The sequence below is a fragment of the Frondihabitans sp. PAMC 28766 genome, assembly GCF_001577365.1.
Classification (GTDB): Bacteria; Actinomycetota; Actinomycetes; order Actinomycetales; family Microbacteriaceae; genus Frondihabitans.
Window position 1 is genome coordinate 4104200 of the sequence record NZ_CP014513.1, and the last position, 18221, is coordinate 4122420.

Below are 18221 nucleotides of genomic sequence, written 5' to 3' on the forward strand. Positions count from 1 at the left end.
GAAATCGCGACCACCACGGCTCAGACGCCGCACCGCGGCAGTGACCACTGTGACCCGGCAGGCGAGTCGGTCGCGATTTCGCGACCGCCCGGCTAGCCCTCCTCCTCGGCGCGCTCATGGGCGGCCTCTGAGGCCTCCGCGTGCTCGGTCTTGCCGCGCGCGATCAATCGATCGTCGCCGCGCCACATGCCGAGCGCCTCGGTCAGACGACCTCGCACCGCCCCGATCAGCGAGCGCGGCGTCGGCTTGAAGTCCTCGCCCTCGCGCCCGTCGCCCGCGTGTTCGAACTCGCGCAGGGTGCCCGCCTCGTCGTACTCGAGGGGCTGCCGCGCGTGCTCGACGCAGAGCTTCGCCACCTCTTCGGCGTGCGCGTGCATCACCGAGTGGGCCGCGCCCGGGATCTCCCACAGCCGCGACGACGGCAGCAGCTCGCCGGTGCGCCGCACCCACTCGCTCGGCGCGACGGCGTCGAACTCGCCCCGGATCACGAGCGTGTCGGCCTTCACGTGCGGCAGCGCGCGCTCGATCGGGAAGGTCATCATCTTCGGCAGGATGCGAGAGAACCACTTCGGCCCGCAGAAGAGGTAGGCGGTGATGGCGAGCAGTTTCACCCGCCCGGGCTCGTGCACGGCCGCCTGCAGAAAGCGCACCGCCTGGCGCAGCACGCTGCGCTCGCCCGGGTTGATCACGGGGCCGATCAGCACGCACGTCGTGAGCTCGGGCCGGCGGGCCACGAGGTCGGCGACGACCTGCGTGCCCATCGAGTGGCCGACCACGACGGGATCCTCGAGTTCGAGCCGGTCGATCACCAGGCCGACGAGATCGGCGTACTGCCGGATGGTCAGGGCGGCGTCAGGATGCGGAACGCCTGCGAACCCGGGCAGGTCGAGCGCGTGCACCGGCCCGAACTCGTTGAGGTTGGGGGCCAGGCGCTCGAAGTAGTTGCTCGCGACCCCGATGCCGGGCACGAGCACGAAGGGGCGCGTGCCGCCGTGGCCGATGGTCGAGACGCGGACGTAGAAGTCGTCGTCGCCGTCCGGCACCACCCGGGTCACGGTCACGTCGGTGGAGGAGCGCTTCGCCATTCGACCAGTCTGCCCGCCCCGGCTGCCGAAAAGATTTTTCGGGCCTGGAGTTGACTTAACGAACTATCACGATATATCTTTGACCTATCGCCGCAGACGATCCATCGGATCGGCCCGGCGCGAGTGGCCCGGCCTCACGGCCCGCCACCCCCACCGACTCACGACAACCGAAAGGAGTACCCCATGGGTACCCGACACAACCACGAATTCTCTGACAACAATCGATTCGAGCGCGGCGAGCAGCCGCGCCACCACCACGACCGCCGCCCCGGCTTCGGCCCCGGCATGGGCGCAGGCGCAGGCTTCGGCATGGGCCGGGGCATGGGCCGCGGTCGCGGCCCCGGGTTCGGCGGCGGCTTCGGCGGCGGCGGCTTCGGCGCTTCCGCCGGCGGCTTCCCCGGCTTCCCCGGGTTCGGCGGCCCCGGCTTCGGCGGCCCCGGAATGCGCGGCGGTCGCGGTCGTGCCCGGAAGGGCGACGTCCGCCTCGCGATCCTCTCCCTCCTGGGCGAGGAGCCGGCCAACGGCTATGGGCTGATGAAGTCCATCGCCGAGCGCACCGAGGGCGCCTGGCGCCCTAGCCCCGGCTCCGTCTACCCGACGCTGTCGCAGCTCGTCGACGAAGACCTCATCGTCGAGTCGGGTGAGGGCCGCCAGTCGACCTTCGACCTGACCGAGGCCGGCCGCACCTACGTGACCGAGCACAGCGACGAGATCAGCAAGGCCTGGGGCGACGCCACCGCCGAGCAGGGCCCCCACGGCGACGAGTTCATCGGCAGCGCCATCAAGCTCGCCGGTGTGATCAAGCAGTTCCACTTCGACGCCACCCCCGAGCAGCGCGCTGCCGGGGCGGCCAAGATCGACGAGCTGCGCCGCACGCTCTACACGATCCTCGCCGACTGAGTCCGTTCGAGGTCGCTCCGCTCTTCGAGTCTTCTCGGGCGGAGTGCGCCTCCCTGAATGAGGCCCCGCGTTTCGGCCGACCTCCCAGCGCCGCGGCGCGGGGACCATGGCCGAGACACGGGGTCTCGCTCTGCGTGCAGCGGGTTCGTAAGCGACCGTTACCCGGGCGTAGCCAAAACTTCAGGTCTTCTGGGGACGGGCTGGGCAGAGTCGGAGCGTGCTCGACCAGCTTCCGCTCGCCCCCGCCCCCGTTCGAACCCGCACGCCGGCGACCCGGGCGGCACGGCATCTGCGGGCAACGTCGGTCGAGCTCGCCGGTGTCGCCGGCACCGTGGCCCTTGCTCTCGGCATCCTGTCGCACCTCGTGCTCAGCCAGCGGGCGACGGTCTTCTTCTATTCGGGCGACTCCGTGCTGATGCCGCTCGTCGAGCGTTCGCTGCGCGAGGGCCAGCCGTTCGAGTGGGCGATGTCATCGGTGCTGTTCTTCGTGCCCGAGATCCCGGTGTACGTCGCGATCGCGACGGTCGTGCCGGGGGTGCACGCCGCGCTGCTCGTGAACGCGGGCGTCACGGTCGTCGGCCTCTACGGGATCCTGCGCGGTCTCGCCGCCGTGGTCGTGCCGTGGTTCTCGCGCCGCACGAAGGTGGCCCTCGCTCTCGCGCCCGTGGCGGCGCTCACCCTCTGCTCGCTGATGGAGCACACCGGCCAGCGGGCGACGCTCGAGCTGGTCTCGCTCTTCCTCACGACCACGTACTACTACGGCACGACGCTCGCCATGGTGGGTGCCCTGCCGCTCGTCGTGGTCGCCGCGAACGGGCGAACGGGACGGGCGCGGCGAGGCGCCCTGGTCGGACTCGTCTCGCTCGCCGCGGCAGCGACGTTCTCGAACCCGCTCTTCGCGATGTGGGCCGCCGTGCCGGTGGCGATCGCAGCCCTGCTGCTGTGGCGCCGGCGCCTGCTGACGAGGCGACCCGCTGTCGCGATGGGCGCCGCACTGCTCGTCGGATCGCTCGTCGGCTACGTGGCGCGCATCCCGATGGCGAAATACATCTCGATCCAGATCGGCCACTACCTGCGCATCGACCGGATGGCCCTGTCGGTGCGGTACTACGTCAACGACTACTTCTTCACGGCCTCGACCTGGCAGGGCGCGATCGAGATGTCGCTGCTCGCAGTCGCCGTCACCGGCACGCTGGCGGTGGCAGTCATCGCTCTCGCGCGCCACTGGCCGACGCGCATCACCCTGCCCCTCGTGGTCGCGGCCTGCTCGATCGTCGTGACCGTCGTGGCGGCGGTCGGGCTCGGCACGACCGCGAGCCGGTACCTCATGCCGCTGTTCTTCATGCCGGCGGCCGCCGCCGTCGTGCTCGGCGGGTACGCGCTCGAACGAGCGCCGGGCCTCACCGGGCTGTCCATCAGATGGCCGAGCCGCAGGATCCTGGTGCGCGCCACCGCGATCGCCGTCGTCGCGGTCACCGCCTGCAGCATCGGCGCCGTGCGGCTGATGGCGACCGCCCCGGCGACCCAGACCTACGCGTCCGCCACCTGCCTGTCGAACTGGATCGGCGGCCGCGACCTCACCGGCGCCGGGCGGTTCTGGACGATGCGTGCGCTCACGGCCTACGGCGACCAGTCCGTCACGATCCTGCAGATCACGGCCGACTACAACGCGACCCTCTGGCTCGACAACGCCGCCGACTACACCGGCCAAGACGTGTCGTACCTCGTGCTCGACGCGAAGAGCCACTATTCGCGAAGCCCGCAGGCCGTGCTCGGCGACCCCGCGCAGACCATCACGTGCGGCCAGTACACGATCCTCGACTACCTCGGCACGACCGGCGAGAGCATCCTGACCGGAAAGATCGCCCGATCGGCCGCCGCAAAGATCGCCGAGCGACACCTGTAAAGCGGGACTACCGTCCACCTCCGGGCGTGGTCATTGCAGACCCCGCAATCTTTGTCGCTGAGGGAGTGGTCATGTCGAGTTCGACGACGGTGGGTTCGAGGAGTAGTTCGGGGGGCCCGGTCAGAAGCCTCGTCCCGGCGCGAATGGACCGGCTGCCGTGGACGAAATTCCACTGGTCGATCATCGTCGGCCTCGGCATCTCGTGGGTGCTCGACGGTCTCGAGATCCAGATCGTCGCCTCGAACGGGTTCTCGCAAGAGTTCCACATGTCGTCGGGGCTCATCGGCAACCTGGGCACCGTCTATCTGCTCGGCCAGGTCGCAGGCGCCCTCGTCTTCGGTCGCCTCTCCGACAAGCTGGGACGCAAGAGGCTCTTCATCCTGACCCTGGTGATCTACCTCATCGGCTCCGGCGTCGCCGGCCTCTCGCCCGCCGTGTGGTTCCTCTTCATCTTCCGGTTCATCGCCGGCGCCGGCATCGGCGGCGAGTACGCCGCGATCAACTCGGCCATCGACGAGCTCATCCCGTCGAAGTACCGCGGCCGCGTCGACATCGCCGTCAACGGCACATACTGGGGCGGTGCGGCTCTCGGCGCCCTCGCCAACGTGTTCTTCTTGAACACCGACTTCTTCGCGGTGAACGTCGGCTGGCGCCTCGCCTTCTTCATCGGCCCGGTGATCGGTATCGGCATCATCTGGCTGCGCCGCAACATCCCCGAGAGCCCGCGCTGGTTCATGACCCACGGCTACGAGCAGCAGGCAGAAGACACTGTCGACGAGATCGAAGCCCGCGTGAAGGCCGACGGCGGCACGCTCACCCCTGTCGACGACAGCCAGGCCATCAGCGTGGTGCGCACCGACAGCATCAAGTTCGGCCAGATCTGGCACACGCTCTGGAAGGTGTACCCGAAGCGGACCGTCACGGGCCTGTCGATGATGATCACGCAGGCGTTCCTCTACAACGCGATCTTCTTCACCTATGCGCTGGTGCTCGAGAACTTCTATCACACGAGCCCGTCGTCGACGCAGTACTACTTCTTCCCCTTCGCCATCGGCAACCTGATCGGGCCGCTCGTGCTCGGCCCCCTGTTCGACTCGATCGGGCGGCGCAAGATGATCTTCGGCACCTACGTCATCTCGGGTCTGGTGCTCATCGTGTCGGCCATCCTGTTCGACCAGGGCGTGCTGACCGCGGCCACTCAGACGATCTTCTGGTGCGTGGCGTTCTTCTTCGCCTCGGCGGGCGCCTCGAGCGCCTACCTGACGGTCTCGGAGATCTTCCCCTCGAGATCCGCTCGCAGGTCATCTCGTACTTCTTCGCCATCGGCCAGATCGCCGGTGCGGTCGCCCCGTCGCTCTTCGGAGCACTGGTCGGCAACGGGACGGCGCGCGGGCCACTGACCATCGGCTACTTCATCGGGGCCGGAGTGATGATCGCCGGCGGTATCGTCGCGGCGATCTTCGGCGTGGACGCCGAGCGCAAGAGCCTCGAGACGATCACCACACCGCTGTCGGTGGTGAAGCAGTAGCCGCGCATCGCACGCCGGCGTTCAGTCGCCGGTGCTGACCACGGGCTCGACCTCCGAGAGGTCGAGCCCTAAGTCGATCAGGCGAATACGGCCGCTGAGCCCGGCCGCGGGCTCGAGCAGCAGCCCGGCCTTGACGGCCCCGAACGTCACGGTGACGAGGGCGGGCAGCACGAGCGGGTCGGGCACGGAGCCGTCGTCGACACCGATGCCCGAGGGCAGGTCGACCGCGACCACCGCGGGTGCCCCCGTCATGCGCATCAGAACGCTGGGCCGGATCGCCTCGACCAACGACCGAGCGCGACCGCGAAGCGCAGGATCCTGACCCGTTCCGGTGCCGAGGATGCCGTCGACGATCACGTCGACACCGTCCGTCACCGCCTCGAAAGCCGCGTGGCCCGGGTCGGTGTCGCGGTGGTCGGCCGAGGCCCCGGCTGCGACTGCCGCGGCGAGGCCCCCTTCGTGCCAGTGGGTGCCGGTGGTCAGGATGCGGACGGTGTGGCCCTGCGACGCGAGTGCGGCTCCCGCGTAGAGAGCGTCGCCGCCGTTGTCGCCCGAGCCGACCAGGAGGAGGACGACGCCGGCGGTGGTGCCGCGATTTGTGAGCACGGCCGTGATCTCTTCGGCGAGGCCGTGGGCGGCGCGCTGCATCAGGGGCTCGCCGGCGTCGAGAAGGGGCTTCTCGGCCGCACGCACTTGGGCGGCCGTGTATCCGTTCGTCATGACGACAGTGTCGTCGGTCGGCGGCGCCTTCGCCACCGGATCCCGTACAAGCCGGTTCCACCCGGTGGCGCTGACACCGGCGACGATCACGCCAGAATGGTCGGATGCGTTCGATCACCCGCAACCCGACCGACGGCACCGAGATCGCCTACGAGGTCTCAGGCGAAGGCGAGCCCCTCCTGCTCGTCCACGGCTCCGGCCTGTCGAAGGGCACCTGGCGCGGCCTCGGCTACATCAGAGACCTCGAGCGCGACTTCACCGTCATCGCCGTCGACCTGCGTGGGCACGGGCGCAGCGGCAAGCCGCACGACGCCTCCGCCTACCAGCCGCCGCGCTTCATCGAGGACGTCGACCAGGTGCTCGACGAGGTCGGGTCGGGGCCGGTGCACTACGTCGGCTACTCGATCGGGGCCCGCATCGGCCTCAGGATCGCGGCCGCCACACCGGAGAGGCTGCGCACCCTCACCACTATCGGCGGGTCTTTCGAGTCGATGACCGACCAGATCGGCCGCACGTTCTTCCCCACCTGGCGCGAAGCTCTCGACTCCGGTGGCATGGAGGAGTTCGTCACGGAGTGGGGCATGTTCCGGCACGAACCCATCGACCCGGCGACGGCGCTCGCCTTCCGGGCCAACGATCCCGTAGCGCTGCGTGCGTACTTCGAGGGCATCGAGGCGGCGGCGCCCCTCGGCATCGACGGGGCCGCGCAGATCGTCGTGCCGACACTGCTGCTCGCCGGCACGAACGACGTCGACCGGTTCCGCCAGTCGCAGGAGGCCGCGCGGCGCACAGCCCACGGCAGCTTCTTCGAGCTCGTCGGGCAGGATCACGCCTCGTCGCTCCTGCCCGTCGACGACGTCACCGACCTCATCCGTACCTTCTTGGAAATGCAGGATTCATAGTCGGCGGCGCCTTCGCAACCGGAGACGCGTACAAGCCGGTCTCGCCCGGTGGCGCTGACACCGCCGCCGCTGCCGCGCCGTCACTCGGCAGGGCTCCCGACGAGCTACGACATGCCGCCGTCGACCTCCATCGTCGAGCCGGTGACGTAGGAGGCGTCGGGGCCGGCCAGGAAGGCGATGGCCGCGGCGATCTCGGTCGGCTCGGCGAAGCGCTGCAGCGCCGTCGGCACCCTCAGCTGCACCTCCTGCGGCAGGTCGCGCAGCAACGGGTGCGTGTAGAGGGAGGCCACTTCGGCCGCCATGTCGGTGTTGGTGCCGCCGGGGGCGATGGCGTTGATCCTGATGCCGCGTGCCCCGAGCTCGGGCGCGAGGTTGCGCACCATCGCCTGGATCGCCGCCTTGCTGGCCGCGTAGACGGAGTGCTCGAAGACGCTCATGCGTCGGCTGACCGACGACATCAGGATGATGCTGCCGCCCTCGCCCATCACCGCAGCAGCCGCCTGCGCGGCGAGCAGCTGAGCCGTCACGTTGATCGAGAAGACGTCGTCGACCTGCTGCTTGGTGATCGTCGGCAGAGCACCGAAGTGCTCGATGCCGGCGTTGCTGACGAAGACGTCGAGGCCGCCGAACTCGGCGACCGCGGCTGCGACCAGCGCCTCGGACACGCCCTCCTCGCCCACGTCGCCCTGCACGGTGATCGCGCGACCGCCGACGTCGCGGATCGAGCCTGCCACCTCGTCGGCCGCCGACGCGCTCGACCGGTAGTTCACGACGACGGCCGCGCCGTCGGCCGCCAGCCGCCGTGCCACGGCCGCGCCGATCCCTCGCCCTGCTCCGGTGACGACGGCCGTGCGGCCCTCGAGTGCCGTCATGCTGTGCTCCTGTCTCGTGAAAGTCCTCCTCCACGCTATTCGCCGCCGGGCCCGGAGATACAGACGGACGACAGGTGACGTTGGGGCGGCGTTCATTCCGCCGGGCTACGTTCTCTCCATGGTCGCCCACCTCAGACTCGCCGAACGGCCGATCGGCACGCTCGGGCCGATCGCCTCCGAGTCCGACGTGCACTTCTTCTGTGTGGGCCGCGATCGGTGGTCGATCTACGATCGGCGGCTCGACCCCGCTGTGCCCGACGCCTTCCTCGGGCGGCTGCAGCGCATCGCCGGCGTCTACGAGATCGGCTTCGCCGACGCCTCGCGCCCCCGCGTCTACTGCGCGAGCCTCGCCGCAGCGCGCACCGAGTTCGTCGAGGTTCGCGTCGGTCGCCGCGCGGCCCTCCGCATCGTCGACTGAAACCGAGATCGCAGAGCCCGGGTAGGGCATCCTGGTGGGGATGACTCTCGACCAGAACCCCCACCTCAGCGACTTCGCCTCGTTCATCACCGCCTCGCCGACGTCGTACCATGCGGCGGCCGAGGCCGCGAGACGCCTCGAGGCCGCAGGATTCGACGCTCTCGACGAGCGAGACGCCTGGCCCACGACCCCGGGCCGCCGCTTCGTCGTGCGCGACGGTGCCGTGATCGCGTGGGTGCAGCCTCGCGCCGCCACCCGCACGACCCCGTTCCGCATCGTGGGCGCTCACACCGACTCGCCCTCATTCAAGCTGAAGCCGAACCCCGACACCGGCGCCTTCGGCTGGCAGCAGGCCGGCGTCGAGGTCTACGGCGGACCGCTCTACAACTCGTGGCTCGACCGCGACCTCGAGTTCGCCGGCCGGTTGGTCACTCGCGACGGGGACGTGCGCCTGGTGCGCACCGGCCCCGTCCTGCGCATCCCGCAGCTCGCCGTGCACCTCGACCGCGGCGTGAACGACGGCCTGGCTCTCGACCCGCAGCGGCACCTGCACCCGATCGTCGGGCTCAGCCCGGTGGCGGGCAGGGCGAGCCGGGGCGACGACATCCTGGCGGCCCTCGCCTCGCTCGTCGGCCTCGACCGTGACGACGTCGCGGGCCACGACGTGCTCGTCGCCGACACCGCGGCGCCGCAGCTGATCGGCTTCGACGACGAGCTCTTCGCGAGCGGCCGCATGGACAACCTCTCGAGCGTCCACGCCGGGCTCATCGCCCTGATCGCAGGCGCCGACGCTCTCGACGACGCAGCCGACATCGCCGTCTTCGCGGCCTTCGACCACGAAGAGGTCGGCTCGGAGTCGCCGTCGGGCGCGGGCGGCCCCTTCCTCGCCGACGTGCTGGCGCGCATCGGGCTCGGCCTCGGAGGCGACGAGAGCGACAGGATGCGCTCGTTCGCAGGCTCCTGGCTGCTCTCGTCCGACGCGGGGCACGTGGTGCACCCGAACTACCCCGAGCGCCACGACCCCGCCAATCACCCCCTGCCGAACCGCGGGCCGCTGCTGAAGATCAACGCGAAGCAGCGCTACGCGACCGACGGGGTCGGCGCAGCCGAGTGGGCTCGGGCCTGCGGGCAGGCCGGCGTGCCCTTCCAGCCGTTCGTGTCGAACAACGCGGTGCCGTGCGGCTCGACGATCGGGCCGATCAGCGCCACGCGCCTCGGCATCCGCACGATCGACGTGGGGCTCGGCCTGCTGTCGATGCACTCGGCGCGCGAGCTCTGCGGTGCCGACGACCCGGCGATGCTCACCAAGGCCGCGGGTGCCTTCCTGGCCCCGGAAGACTCTGTCCAGTAGTCTCCGAATCACGTGCGCCGCAAGGCGCCAGCGGGTCACGCTGGGTGGCCGGACTCTGACGAAGGGCTCTTCACCGTGACAACGACCGCCGATCGCAACGCCACCTCTTCGACCAACAGCGACTACGACCCCACGGTGCTCCGCGGGGTCTTCGAGCACCACTACACCTACGCCAACGGTGTCGAGCGCAACATCCACCGCTACGCCGCGCGCACGGCGCTGACAGACTCCGATACCGGCCAGAGCTGGACCTACCGCGAGCTCGGCGAGGTCACCGGCCGCCTCGCCGCCGGCCTCGCCGAGAACGGCGTCGGGGTCGGCGACGTGGTCTGCTACCAGCTGATGAACCGCCCGGAGTTCGCCTTCCTCTACGTCGCCACCCAGGGCCTCCGCGCCGTCGGATCGCCGATGAACTTCCGTCTCGCCCCCGGCGAGACCGCCTTCATCCTCGATGACTCCAAGCCGGTCGTGTTCTTCTTCGAGGCCCCCGACGCCGCCCTGATCGCCCAGGCGCTCGAGATCGCCGACCACCGCCCCTCGGTGCTCGTCGCGGTCGGAGACGAAGACGTCTCGGCCGTGGAGGGGGCGGTGCCCTTCTCGTCGATCCTGAAGGAGGGCGCCCCGTCGTTCACCGCGCCCGAGGGCGGCAGCACCTGGGATGAGACGACGCGCCTCTACACGTCGGGCACCACGGGCCGCCCGAAGGCCGTCCCGCTGACGAGCCTCAACGAGGTGCTGACGGCCCACGACGTCATCATCAACATGGCGCTGACGCCCAAAGACAAGACGATGAACATGTCGCCCTGGTTCCACCGCGGCGGCGCCTACTGCGCCGGCCCCAACACGGTGTTCTACATCGGGGCCGAGGCGGTCACCCTCCCGCGCTTCGACGCCGGCACCGTGCTCGACCTCGTGCAGAACGAGGGCGTCACCTACGTGATCGGCGCGCCGACCAACCTCGAGCGCCTCGCCGACGTGCAGGAGGCGACGCCCCGCGATCTGGGCACCCTCAAGGGCATCGTCACCATGGGCGCGCCGTTCGAGCGGAACGCGGCGCTCCGCTACCAGAAGGTGCTCACCCCGAACATCTCGAACGGCTACGGCACCACCGAGGCGTTCTGGAACACCTTCTTGCCCGGCGACGAGCTGACGAAGTACGCCGGTGCCGCCGGCCGGGCCTCGATCGACGACGACGTGGTGGTCGTGGCTGTTAGCAGCACCGGCCTCGGCGATCCTGCCGACCAGGTCGCGACCGACGGCAAGGAGATCGGCGAGGTCGCCGTGCGCTCGGTCAAGTCGGGCTACACCTACCGCGGCAACCCCGAAGAGGATGCCAAGAAGTTCCGCGACGGCTGGTTCTTCGCCGGCGACCTCGCCACCTGGAACGTGGACGAGGTCATCACCGTCGTCGGTCGCAAAGACGACATGATCATCTCGGGCGGCGAGAACGTGCACCCCGTGCAGGTCGAAGAGACACTCGCGTCGCACCCCGGCGTGGCCGACTCGATCGTGTGCGGGGTCGTCGATCAGGAGTGGGGCCAGGTCGTGGTCGCCTACATCGTGCGCAAGCCCGGCGCCCTCGAAGACGAGCAGGAGGCCGCCGACGCCCTCGAGAAGCACTGCCACGAGGCGATCGACCTGGCCGACTTCAAGCGCCCGCGCCTCTACTCGTTCGTCACCGAGCTGCCCTACACGGCCACCGGCAAGAAGCAGCACTTCGTGATGCAGGACCGCTCGCCCCGCGACCTCGCCGAAGGCCGCTTCGTGCGCCCCGCCCGCTGACCGAGCATCCGCGGGGAGTCGACAGAGACTCCCCCGGATGTAGGCGGTGTGGTACCTGGGCATGATGCCGGGGGGCAAGGGCCTCCCTAGCCTGGGGCGCATGGAGTTCACAGAATGATCCAGGCCAGCAACCTCTCGAAGCGCTACGGCGATCGCCTCGCCCTCGACGACGTCTCGTTCGAGGTCCGACCCGGCCTCGTGACGGGCTTCCTCGGCCCGAACGGCGCCGGCAAGTCGACCACGATGCGTCTCATCGTCGGTCTCGACCGCGCCACCTCCGGCGACGTCACCGTCAACGGCCGGCACTACGCCGACCACCGCGCCCCGCTGCGCGAAGTCGGTGTCCTCCTCGACGCGAAGGCGGTCCACCGCGGCCGCAGCGCCTTCGACCACCTGCTGGCGATGGGCGCGACCCACGGCATCGGCAAGAAGCGCGTCGAAGAGGTCATCGCCCTCACCGGCCTCGAGTCCGTCGCCAAGAAGCGCGTCGGCGGGTTCTCGCTCGGCATGGGGCAGCGCCTCGGCATCGCCGCGGCCCTGCTCGGCGACCCCGACACCCTCATCCTCGACGAGCCGGTCAACGGCCTCGACCCCGAGGGCGTCGTCTGGGTGCGCAACCTCGCGCGGCACCTCGCCCGCGAAGGCCGGACGGTCTTCCTGTCGTCGCACCTCATGAGCGAGATGGCCCAGACGGCCGACCACATCATCGTGCTGGGCCGCGGCCGCGTGATAGCCGACGAGTCGGTCGACACGATCCTCGCCCGGGCCAAGGGCGACGGAGTGCGCGTGCGCACCCCCCAGGCCGCGACGCTCACCCCGCTGCTGACTTCGCCCGAGGTCACCGTCACCGGCACCGCGGCCGATCTCCTCGAAGTGCGCGGTCTTCCGTCGGCGCGCATCGGCGAGATCGCGGCATCCGCCGGCGTCGTGCTGCACGAGCTCACCCCGCTCGACGGCTCTCTCGAGGACGCCTACATGGCTCTCACCGCAGACGAGGTCGAATACCGCGACACGTCCGCTCCCACCGGGGCAGAAGCACCCGTGCCCACCGCCGCCGAGACCGAGGTCGTCCGATGAGCACCGCAACCGCCCCCGCGACACGTCGCGATCACGCCAACCTCTCCCGCCTCACGTTCGGCGGCATCCTGCGCTCCGAGTGGATCAAGCTGCGCTCACTCCGCTCCACGTTCTGGTGCTACCTGTTCATCCTGCTGATCGACGTGGGCTTCGCCCTGCTCGTCTCGCACCTCATCGGCGACGCCGGCAGCCGCGGCCCGCAGAGCCGCATCTCGACCTCGAGCGGCCCGTCCGAGGCGATGGCCGTCATCACCGCCGGGCTGACCCTCTCGGTGCTCATCAGCGCCGTTCTGGGTGCCCTCCAGATCACGGGCGAGTACGGCACTGGCATGATCAAGTCGACCATGACCGCCGATCCCCGACGTTTCGGCGCGATTTTCGGCAAGGTCCTCGTCTTCGGTGTGAGCTCGTTCGTGGTGGGTCTCGTCTCGCTCGTGATCGCCGCCCTGGTCGCGACTCCGGGGCTGAACAGCAACCACGTCACGTTCGACTGGAGCGACGGGCAGGTCTGGCTCGCCCTCATCGGCGGGGCGGGCTACATCGCCATCGTCGGCCTGATCGCGTTCGGCCTCGGCGCGCTCATCCGCAGCACAGCCGGTGGCATCGCCGCGGCGATCGGGTTGGTCTTCATCCTCCCGATCATCGGATCGATCTTCAGCTCGCTCTCGTCGGTCACCTGGATCACGAACGTCATCGCATTCCTCCCGAGCAACGCGGGGCAGAAGATCTACGCCTACGGCGCGGGCACGTCGAGTGTCAAGAACGGCCTGATCACCCTCGACACGACGCAGGGCCTGCTGGTGCTGCTCGGCTGGGCCGTCGTCATCCTGGCGATCGCTCTGTTCAGCGTCAAGCGCCGCGACGTCTAGTCGCCGACAGGTGTCGGACGTACGATGAGGCCATGAGCCTCTACGACATCCCGGTCGAGACGGCGTCGGGCGAGATCACCTCGCTCGGCGCCTTCGACGACAAGCTCCTCCTCATCGTCAACGTGGCGAGCCGCTGCGGCCTCACGCCGCAGTACGGCGATCTGCAGCAGCTGCAAGAGAAGTACCGTGACCGGGGCTTCCAGGTCGTCGGCTTCCCCTGCAACCAGTTCAACGGGCAGGAGCCCGGTACGAACGAGGAGATCCAGGAGTTCTGCGTCGCGACCTACGGCGTCGACTTCCCCGTCTTCGGCAAGATCGAGGTCAACGGCGAGAACCGTCACCCGGTCTACGACGTCTTGACCGAGACGCAGGATGCCGCGGGCGAGGCCGGCGACGTGGCCTGGAACTTCGAGAAGTACCTCGTCGCCCCCGGCGGCGACATCGTCGCCCGGGTCCGCCCGCAAGAGAGCCCCGCCACCGACGAGTTCGTCGCGCTGGTCGAGGCCAACCTCCCGGTCGCTGCCGCCGCCTGAGCGGAGCCGCCTCAGATCAGTCCGTGACGACGGCCGACAGCGCCGACACCCGCAGGAAGTCGAGCTTCTCGGCCTCGGGCGAGTTCGCGGCGACCGTGTAGACGACGATCCGCAGGTCGGACCCGGCCACGGTCAGCACGTCGCAGTCAACCTCGAGGTCGCCGACGAGCGGGTGGCTGACCGTCTTGCGCTCGGACACGTGCTCGGCCACACAGGCCACCTCCCAGAGTTCGCAGAAGCGCTCGCTGCCCGTCGTGAGATCGTGGACGAGCCGCCGCACGGCGACGTCGTCGGGGTAGCGCCCCTGCACGCGCCGCAGATCGGCTGCGAGCGAGCGCTCGAAGTGCTGCGCGCCGTCCTCGCCGTTGGCGCGGCTGATCCGCGATCCGCCGCTGCCGGCGATCCCGAACGTCGACCGCAGCAGATTGCGCGGGGCGCCGAAGACCTCGTCGGGGTCGCCGATCAGCGTGCCCCACAGCGGGCTGTAGGTCAGAAGATCCCAGGACGCTGAGAACACCGCGATCGGAGACTCGCCGAGCCGTGCCACGAGACGCTGCACGCCCGGCGGGATGTGCCGCGGCACCTCGCCCGCGCCCGGGGGCAGGAGACCGGCCACGACGTAGAGGTGGTCGCGCTCCTCGTCGCCGAGCTGCAGCGCACGGGCGAGCGACGACACGACCTGGGCCGACGGGTTGCGCGCGCGGCCCTGCTCGAGCCGCACCACGTAGTCCACCGACAGGCCGGCGAGCTGCGCAAGTTCTTCGCGCCGGAGGCCCACGGCCCGGCGTGAACCGCCCGCGGGCAGGCCGACGTCGATCGGCGACAGGTGCGCGCGCCACGACTTCAGCAGAGCGGCGAGGTCTCCGTGCGTCTCGGGCATGCTCCCATTGTCGTCGTCGCGTCAGGATCCTGGGTGGTACTGCCAGTCCGCACGCTCGGCCGGGCCACGCGCCGGTCAGGTGCCCCGGCGCAGACTCGAGCCATGACAACGACACTCATCACCGGAGCCAACAAGGGCCTCGGCTACGAAACCGCCCGCCGCCTCATCGAGCAAGGGCACACCGTCTGGATCGGAGCCCGCGACGAGACCCGCGGGCAGAAGGCGGCCGACGAGCTCGGCGCGACCTTCGTGCAGCTCGACGTGGCCGACCAGGCCTCCGTCGACGCGGCGGCCGCGACCGTGGGCAAGGCCGGTGGCCTCGACGTCCTCATCAACAACGCCGGCATCACCGGCTCGCACGCCGACGCGGCCGACCTGACCGGGGCCGACTTCGAGGAGGTCTACGCCGTCAACGTCTTCGGCGTCGTGCGCGCGATCCACGCGTTCCTGCCGCTTCTGCGCCAGTCGAGCGCGCCGACCATCGTCAACGTGACCAGCGGCCTCGGCTCGTTCGACTCCGTGCACGACGAGTCGCGCATCGAGTCGAAAGTGATCGCCCCCATCTACAACTCGTCGAAGTCGGCGCTCACGATGCTGACCGTGCAGTATGCCAAGGCGCTGCCCGAGATCCGCATCAACGCGGCCGACCCCGGCTACACGGCGACCGACCTGAACGGCAACTCGGGCCACCAGACCGTGACCGAGGGCACCGACGCGATCGTCGAGCTCGCGACCCGCGGCGGCGAGGGCCCCACGGGGACCTTCATCGACCGGGCCGGCATCGCAGCCTTCTAGCGCCCCTTCGGAGTTCGGCGGCTCTGACGCACTTCGCGACGACCAGTCCGGCCGGAGTGCAGAAAAGCCGCCGATCTCCCGTCGGGCTTGCGCGTTAACCTTCGTCCGCCACAATGTCAGCGTGACGAAGAAGATCGATACAGCCCTCAAGGATCTGACCAAGGCGCTCGAGAAGCACGCCCAGATCGTCGGGCTGAAGCCCGTCCCCCTCAAGAAGGCCGGGCGCGCGGCGGCCGAGCTGCGGACGGCGGCCGCCGCCTACGCGAACATCGTCGAAGACAAGACGGGTCAGACGAACCCGTTCATCGACTTCCTCGACCCTGCGACGATCGAGTCGCTGGCGCGCGAGCGCGACGCGATCGTCAAGAAGGACCCCGCCGAGACGAGCGTCGACTAGGCGCTAGGGCTTCTCGTCCACCAGGGCGATGAAGCGGCTGCCGACGCCCTCGACCTCGCGGCGCACCAGGCCTGCGGTCGGCTCCGGCGCCTGGTAGGGCGCGTGGTAGTCGCAGATGAGGTAGTCCCAGTCGGGCCACCACTTCTTCGGGCGCGCCTCCTCGGCGAAGCCGCAGACGACGCACTCGAGGTGAGCCCACACCTTCTTCGCACCCGTGCGATTCGCGCGGGACTGCACGAGCCAGGCGGGCGGGTCCTGCTCGATGGCTTCGATCTCGGCCTCGCTGAGGCGCGACGGGATGCCGTGGCGGGTCGCCATCTCGAGAGGGATGTCGAGCCGCAGGGCGGCGTCGCGTCGGGAGAGCATCAGGCCAGCCTAGGTTCTGAGGCTGGGCTCTGCCGCCTCGTGCCCGCCGGCCACGGCCCGGCGCGACGTTTCGTGGGCGGCGCTTTGGCTCGGGGAAGGGCTTTGCTTTTCGTGGACTTCAGTTTTGCCTGAATTCAGGCACGCGTTCGCGCGAGGCCCACCCCGTAGCGTCCGCCTGAATTCAGGCAGACCTGAAGTCGACGAAAACGGATAACACCTCCCCGGAGGCGAAACCGGAGCCAGAACAGGACCGGCGCCCCCACAAGCGCGACCGCTGGCCGGCCGGCCGCGCCGATCAGGGGACGAGCACGACGCGCTGGGTGGAGCGCGCGAGGGGCTCCGTCCACGCGCGGGCGACGTCGGCCAGCGGCGTGGCGAGCGCGTCGACGGTGAACGTGCCGCGCACGAGCTCGGCGACGAGCGACGGCAGCTGTTCGAGGATGCCGCGTGCAGAGGCGGACCCCTGGCCGCTGCCGAGGAACTGGACGTTGGCCTGACGCAACACGGCCGACGGCAGAATGATCTCCGGCCCTGCCACCGCGCCGATCTGGATCCACTGCAGAAGGCGGCTCCGGTCGGCACGGCCCGTGATCAGGGGCATGATCGCGTTCTGGGCGGGCTCGCCCCAGAGGTAGTCGAGCACGACGTCGACCTCGGCCGCAGTGGCCGAGAGGGCGGCTGCGACGTCGTCGGGCGCCGCCGCCAGGTCGACGGTCGCGGTCGCCCCCAGTGCCGACAGCTCGGCGAGGCGCGAAGCACCGCGGCCGGCCGCGACGATGGAGGCAGCGCCGAGGTGCCTCGCGACCTGGATCGCGAGCCGACCCGCTGATCCTGTCGCGCCCAGGATCAGCACGGACTGCCCGGGCTCGAACGCGATGCGCCCGCGCAGAGCGATCCACGACGACATGGCGGGGTTCATCGCGCTCGCGACGAGCACGGGGTCGGCGCCTGCCGGCACCGGCACGCTGCGGCGCGGGTCGATCACGGTGCGCTCGGCCATCGCGCCGAACGCGGTGTCGGGCAGGACGAAGTAGACGAGCGACCCGTCGGCAAGGCGGCCGACTCCATCGACGCCCGGCACGAGCGGGAGCTCGTCGGTCGAGGTGTAGTGCGAGCCGGAGGCCTGCGAACGCACTCGCGGGTGAAGGCCGGAGGCGACGACCTCGACGACCTCCTCGCCCGGGCCTGCGACCGGTTCGGCGAAGTCGGCGAAGCGGGGCGGCTCGGAGAACGTGGTGACGACTGCTGCCTTCATGGTGAGGCTCCTTCGGTTCGAAAAGTAGTTTGTGACACCAATCATATAGTTGGTGCCACAAACCATGTCAAGTAGGCTGAGGGGATGAGCAGCGAAGGCGCAGGATCGAACGGGCCCGACGAGCCGCAGGATCTGACCGTGGTCGACGCCGCGGCCCAGCTCGCCTTCGCGATCCACGAGGCCCTGACTCGCGTCGCAGCGACCGAGCAGCTGTCGGTGACGCAGCTGCGGGTGCTCGGCATCCTGCGCGACCGGACACCCACGATGGCCGACATGGCCGACCGCCTCCGCCTCGACCGCTCGTCGATGACGGGGCTCGTCGACCGTGCCGCCAAGCGGGGGCTGATGGAGCGCGCCCCCTCCCCCGTCGACGCTCGCAGCATCATCGTGCGCATCACCGCCGAGGGCCGACGTGTCGGCGCACGCCTCGAAGCCGCGGTCGACGAGGCGCTCGGGGATCTCCTGTCGGACGCCTCCGCCGCCGATCAAGAGGCCCTCGTCCGCATCACGCGCGGCGTGCCTCGCCGCCGCGCAGAGCACTGAACACTCGCAGCCGGACTCCGGCTACGGACCTCTTACACCTAG

At 69.9% G+C, this 18221-nt stretch carries 19 protein-coding genes; 13 read left to right on the forward strand and 6 right to left on the reverse strand.

The annotated features are described in order from the left end of the window. Positions 1–92 precede the first annotated feature (92 nt). Positions 93–1085, reverse strand: a complete 993-nt coding sequence (locus tag AX769_RS19595) for an alpha/beta fold hydrolase (protein WP_066282454.1) — start codon at positions 1083–1085, stop codon at positions 93–95. A gap of 183 nt (positions 1086–1268) precedes the next feature. Between AX769_RS19595 and AX769_RS19600 the strand changes: the two genes are divergently transcribed. The 3 genes from AX769_RS19600 to AX769_RS19610 all read left to right on the forward strand — a co-directional run bounded on the left by AX769_RS19600 (position 1269) and on the right by AX769_RS19610 (position 5291). Further along, positions 1269–1985, forward strand: a complete 717-nt coding sequence (locus AX769_RS19600) for a PadR family transcriptional regulator (protein ID WP_082763956.1) — start codon at positions 1269–1271, stop codon at positions 1983–1985. Between the two features lie 217 nt (positions 1986–2202). Then, positions 2203–3891, forward strand: coding sequence for a hypothetical protein (locus tag AX769_RS19605; RefSeq protein ID WP_066282455.1), 1689 nt, complete (start codon positions 2203–2205; stop codon positions 3889–3891). Positions 3892–4034: 143 nt separating this feature from the next. After that, positions 4035–5291 carry an MFS transporter gene (locus tag AX769_RS19610; protein WP_369824045.1) on the forward strand — a complete coding sequence of 419 codons (1257 nt, stop codon included), beginning with the start codon at positions 4035–4037 and terminating at the stop codon, positions 5289–5291. Positions 5292–5440: 149 nt separating this feature from the next. Here the strand turns inward: AX769_RS19610 and AX769_RS19615 are convergent, their stop codons facing one another. Continuing rightward, positions 5441–6229 (reverse strand): NAD(P)H-hydrate epimerase, encoded by a 789-nt coding sequence (locus AX769_RS19615; protein WP_239451862.1) that lies wholly within the window; start codon positions 6227–6229, stop codon positions 5441–5443. A gap of 14 nt (positions 6230–6243) precedes the next feature. Between AX769_RS19615 and AX769_RS19620 the strand changes: the two genes are divergently transcribed. Further along, positions 6244–7041 (forward strand): alpha/beta fold hydrolase, encoded by a 798-nt coding sequence (locus AX769_RS19620; protein WP_066282456.1) that lies wholly within the window; start codon positions 6244–6246, stop codon positions 7039–7041. 104 nt (positions 7042–7145) lie between these two features. On the opposite strand, the gene AX769_RS19625 is transcribed toward AX769_RS19620, so the two are convergent. Continuing rightward, a complete protein-coding gene (locus tag AX769_RS19625) occupies positions 7146–7913 on the reverse strand; it encodes an SDR family NAD(P)-dependent oxidoreductase (RefSeq protein WP_066282457.1) in 768 nt (255 codons plus the stop codon). 118 nt (positions 7914–8031) lie between these two features. Here AX769_RS19625 and AX769_RS19630 point away from each other — a divergent pair, with 118 nt between their 5' ends. The 6 genes from AX769_RS19630 (at position 8032) to AX769_RS19655 (ending at position 13943) form a co-directional block, all read left to right on the forward strand. Then, positions 8032–8331: a hypothetical protein gene (locus AX769_RS19630; protein ID WP_066282459.1), complete on the forward strand. Its 300-nt coding sequence runs from the start codon at positions 8032–8034 to the stop codon at positions 8329–8331. Between the two features lie 40 nt (positions 8332–8371). Next, positions 8372–9682, forward strand: a complete 1311-nt coding sequence (locus AX769_RS19635; protein ID WP_066282461.1) for a M18 family aminopeptidase — start codon at positions 8372–8374, stop codon at positions 9680–9682. Between the two features lie 75 nt (positions 9683–9757). Continuing rightward, entirely contained in the window at positions 9758–11464 is a 1707-nt protein-coding gene (locus AX769_RS19640) for a class I adenylate-forming enzyme family protein (protein ID WP_066282465.1), read from the forward strand. Between the two features lie 114 nt (positions 11465–11578). Continuing rightward, positions 11579–12541, forward strand: a complete 963-nt coding sequence (locus tag AX769_RS19645) for an ABC transporter ATP-binding protein (protein WP_066282466.1) — start codon at positions 11579–11581, stop codon at positions 12539–12541. Continuing rightward, entirely contained in the window at positions 12538–13410 is an 873-nt protein-coding gene (locus tag AX769_RS19650; RefSeq protein ID WP_066282467.1) for an ABC transporter permease, read from the forward strand. The genes AX769_RS19645 and AX769_RS19650 overlap by 4 nt, the downstream gene beginning before the upstream one ends. Before the next feature lie 32 nt (positions 13411–13442). Continuing rightward, entirely contained in the window at positions 13443–13943 is a 501-nt protein-coding gene (locus AX769_RS19655; RefSeq protein WP_066282468.1) for a glutathione peroxidase, read from the forward strand. A 16-nt stretch (positions 13944–13959) separates the two neighbouring features. On the opposite strand, the gene AX769_RS19660 is transcribed toward AX769_RS19655, so the two are convergent. After that, positions 13960–14823: a helix-turn-helix transcriptional regulator gene (locus AX769_RS19660; RefSeq protein WP_066282470.1), complete on the reverse strand. Its 864-nt coding sequence runs from the start codon at positions 14821–14823 to the stop codon at positions 13960–13962. 102 nt (positions 14824–14925) lie between these two features. On the opposite strand from AX769_RS19660, the gene AX769_RS19665 reads away from it, so the two are divergent. Next, positions 14926–15618, forward strand: a complete 693-nt coding sequence (locus AX769_RS19665) for an SDR family NAD(P)-dependent oxidoreductase (protein WP_066282472.1) — start codon at positions 14926–14928, stop codon at positions 15616–15618. A gap of 121 nt (positions 15619–15739) precedes the next feature. Further along, positions 15740–16015 carry a hypothetical protein gene (locus tag AX769_RS19670; RefSeq protein ID WP_066282475.1) on the forward strand — a complete coding sequence of 92 codons (276 nt, stop codon included), beginning with the start codon at positions 15740–15742 and terminating at the stop codon, positions 16013–16015. A gap of 3 nt (positions 16016–16018) precedes the next feature. Here AX769_RS19670 and AX769_RS19675 read toward each other — a convergent pair whose 3' ends face one another. Together AX769_RS19675 and AX769_RS19680 are read right to left on the reverse strand one after the other, a co-directional pair. Then, a complete protein-coding gene (locus AX769_RS19675; protein ID WP_066282477.1) occupies positions 16019–16381 on the reverse strand; it encodes a hypothetical protein in 363 nt (120 codons plus the stop codon). A gap of 295 nt (positions 16382–16676) precedes the next feature. Next, positions 16677–17636, reverse strand: a complete 960-nt coding sequence (locus tag AX769_RS19680) for a zinc-binding alcohol dehydrogenase family protein (protein WP_066282478.1) — start codon at positions 17634–17636, stop codon at positions 16677–16679. Positions 17637–17720: 84 nt separating this feature from the next. Here AX769_RS19680 and AX769_RS19685 point away from each other — a divergent pair, with 84 nt between their 5' ends. Continuing rightward, a complete protein-coding gene (locus AX769_RS19685) occupies positions 17721–18179 on the forward strand; it encodes a MarR family winged helix-turn-helix transcriptional regulator (protein ID WP_066282481.1) in 459 nt (152 codons plus the stop codon). Positions 18180–18221: the final 42 nt, after the last annotated feature.

Excerpts from the sequence above, each read along its gene's own strand:
- AX769_RS19595 (WP_066282454.1), bottom strand. The coding sequence starts at position 1,085 with ATGGCGAAGCGCTCCTCCACCGACGTGACCGTGACCCGGGTGGTGCCG.
- AX769_RS19600 (WP_082763956.1), top strand. The coding sequence starts at position 1,269 with ATGGGTACCCGACACAACCACGAATTCTCTGACAACAATCGATTCGAG.
- AX769_RS19610 (WP_369824045.1), top strand. The coding sequence starts at position 4,035 with ATGGACCGGCTGCCGTGGACGAAATTCCACTGGTCGATCATCGTCGGC.
- AX769_RS19620 (WP_066282456.1), top strand. The coding sequence starts at position 6,244 with ATGCGTTCGATCACCCGCAACCCGACCGACGGCACCGAGATCGCCTAC.
- AX769_RS19625 (WP_066282457.1), bottom strand. The coding sequence starts at position 7,913 with ATGACGGCACTCGAGGGCCGCACGGCCGTCGTCACCGGAGCAGGGCGA.
- AX769_RS19630 (WP_066282459.1), top strand. The coding sequence starts at position 8,032 with ATGGTCGCCCACCTCAGACTCGCCGAACGGCCGATCGGCACGCTCGGG.
- AX769_RS19635 (WP_066282461.1), top strand. The coding sequence starts at position 8,372 with ATGACTCTCGACCAGAACCCCCACCTCAGCGACTTCGCCTCGTTCATC.
- AX769_RS19645 (WP_066282466.1), top strand. The coding sequence starts at position 11,579 with ATGATCCAGGCCAGCAACCTCTCGAAGCGCTACGGCGATCGCCTCGCC.
- AX769_RS19650 (WP_066282467.1), top strand. The coding sequence starts at position 12,538 with ATGAGCACCGCAACCGCCCCCGCGACACGTCGCGATCACGCCAACCTC.
- AX769_RS19655 (WP_066282468.1), top strand. The coding sequence starts at position 13,443 with ATGAGCCTCTACGACATCCCGGTCGAGACGGCGTCGGGCGAGATCACC.
- AX769_RS19660 (WP_066282470.1), bottom strand. The coding sequence starts at position 14,823 with ATGCCCGAGACGCACGGAGACCTCGCCGCTCTGCTGAAGTCGTGGCGC.
- AX769_RS19665 (WP_066282472.1), top strand. The coding sequence starts at position 14,926 with ATGACAACGACACTCATCACCGGAGCCAACAAGGGCCTCGGCTACGAA.
- AX769_RS19675 (WP_066282477.1), bottom strand. The coding sequence starts at position 16,381 with ATGCTCTCCCGACGCGACGCCGCCCTGCGGCTCGACATCCCTCTCGAG.
- AX769_RS19680 (WP_066282478.1), bottom strand. The coding sequence starts at position 17,636 with ATGAAGGCAGCAGTCGTCACCACGTTCTCCGAGCCGCCCCGCTTCGCC.
- AX769_RS19685 (WP_066282481.1), top strand. The coding sequence starts at position 17,721 with ATGAGCAGCGAAGGCGCAGGATCGAACGGGCCCGACGAGCCGCAGGAT.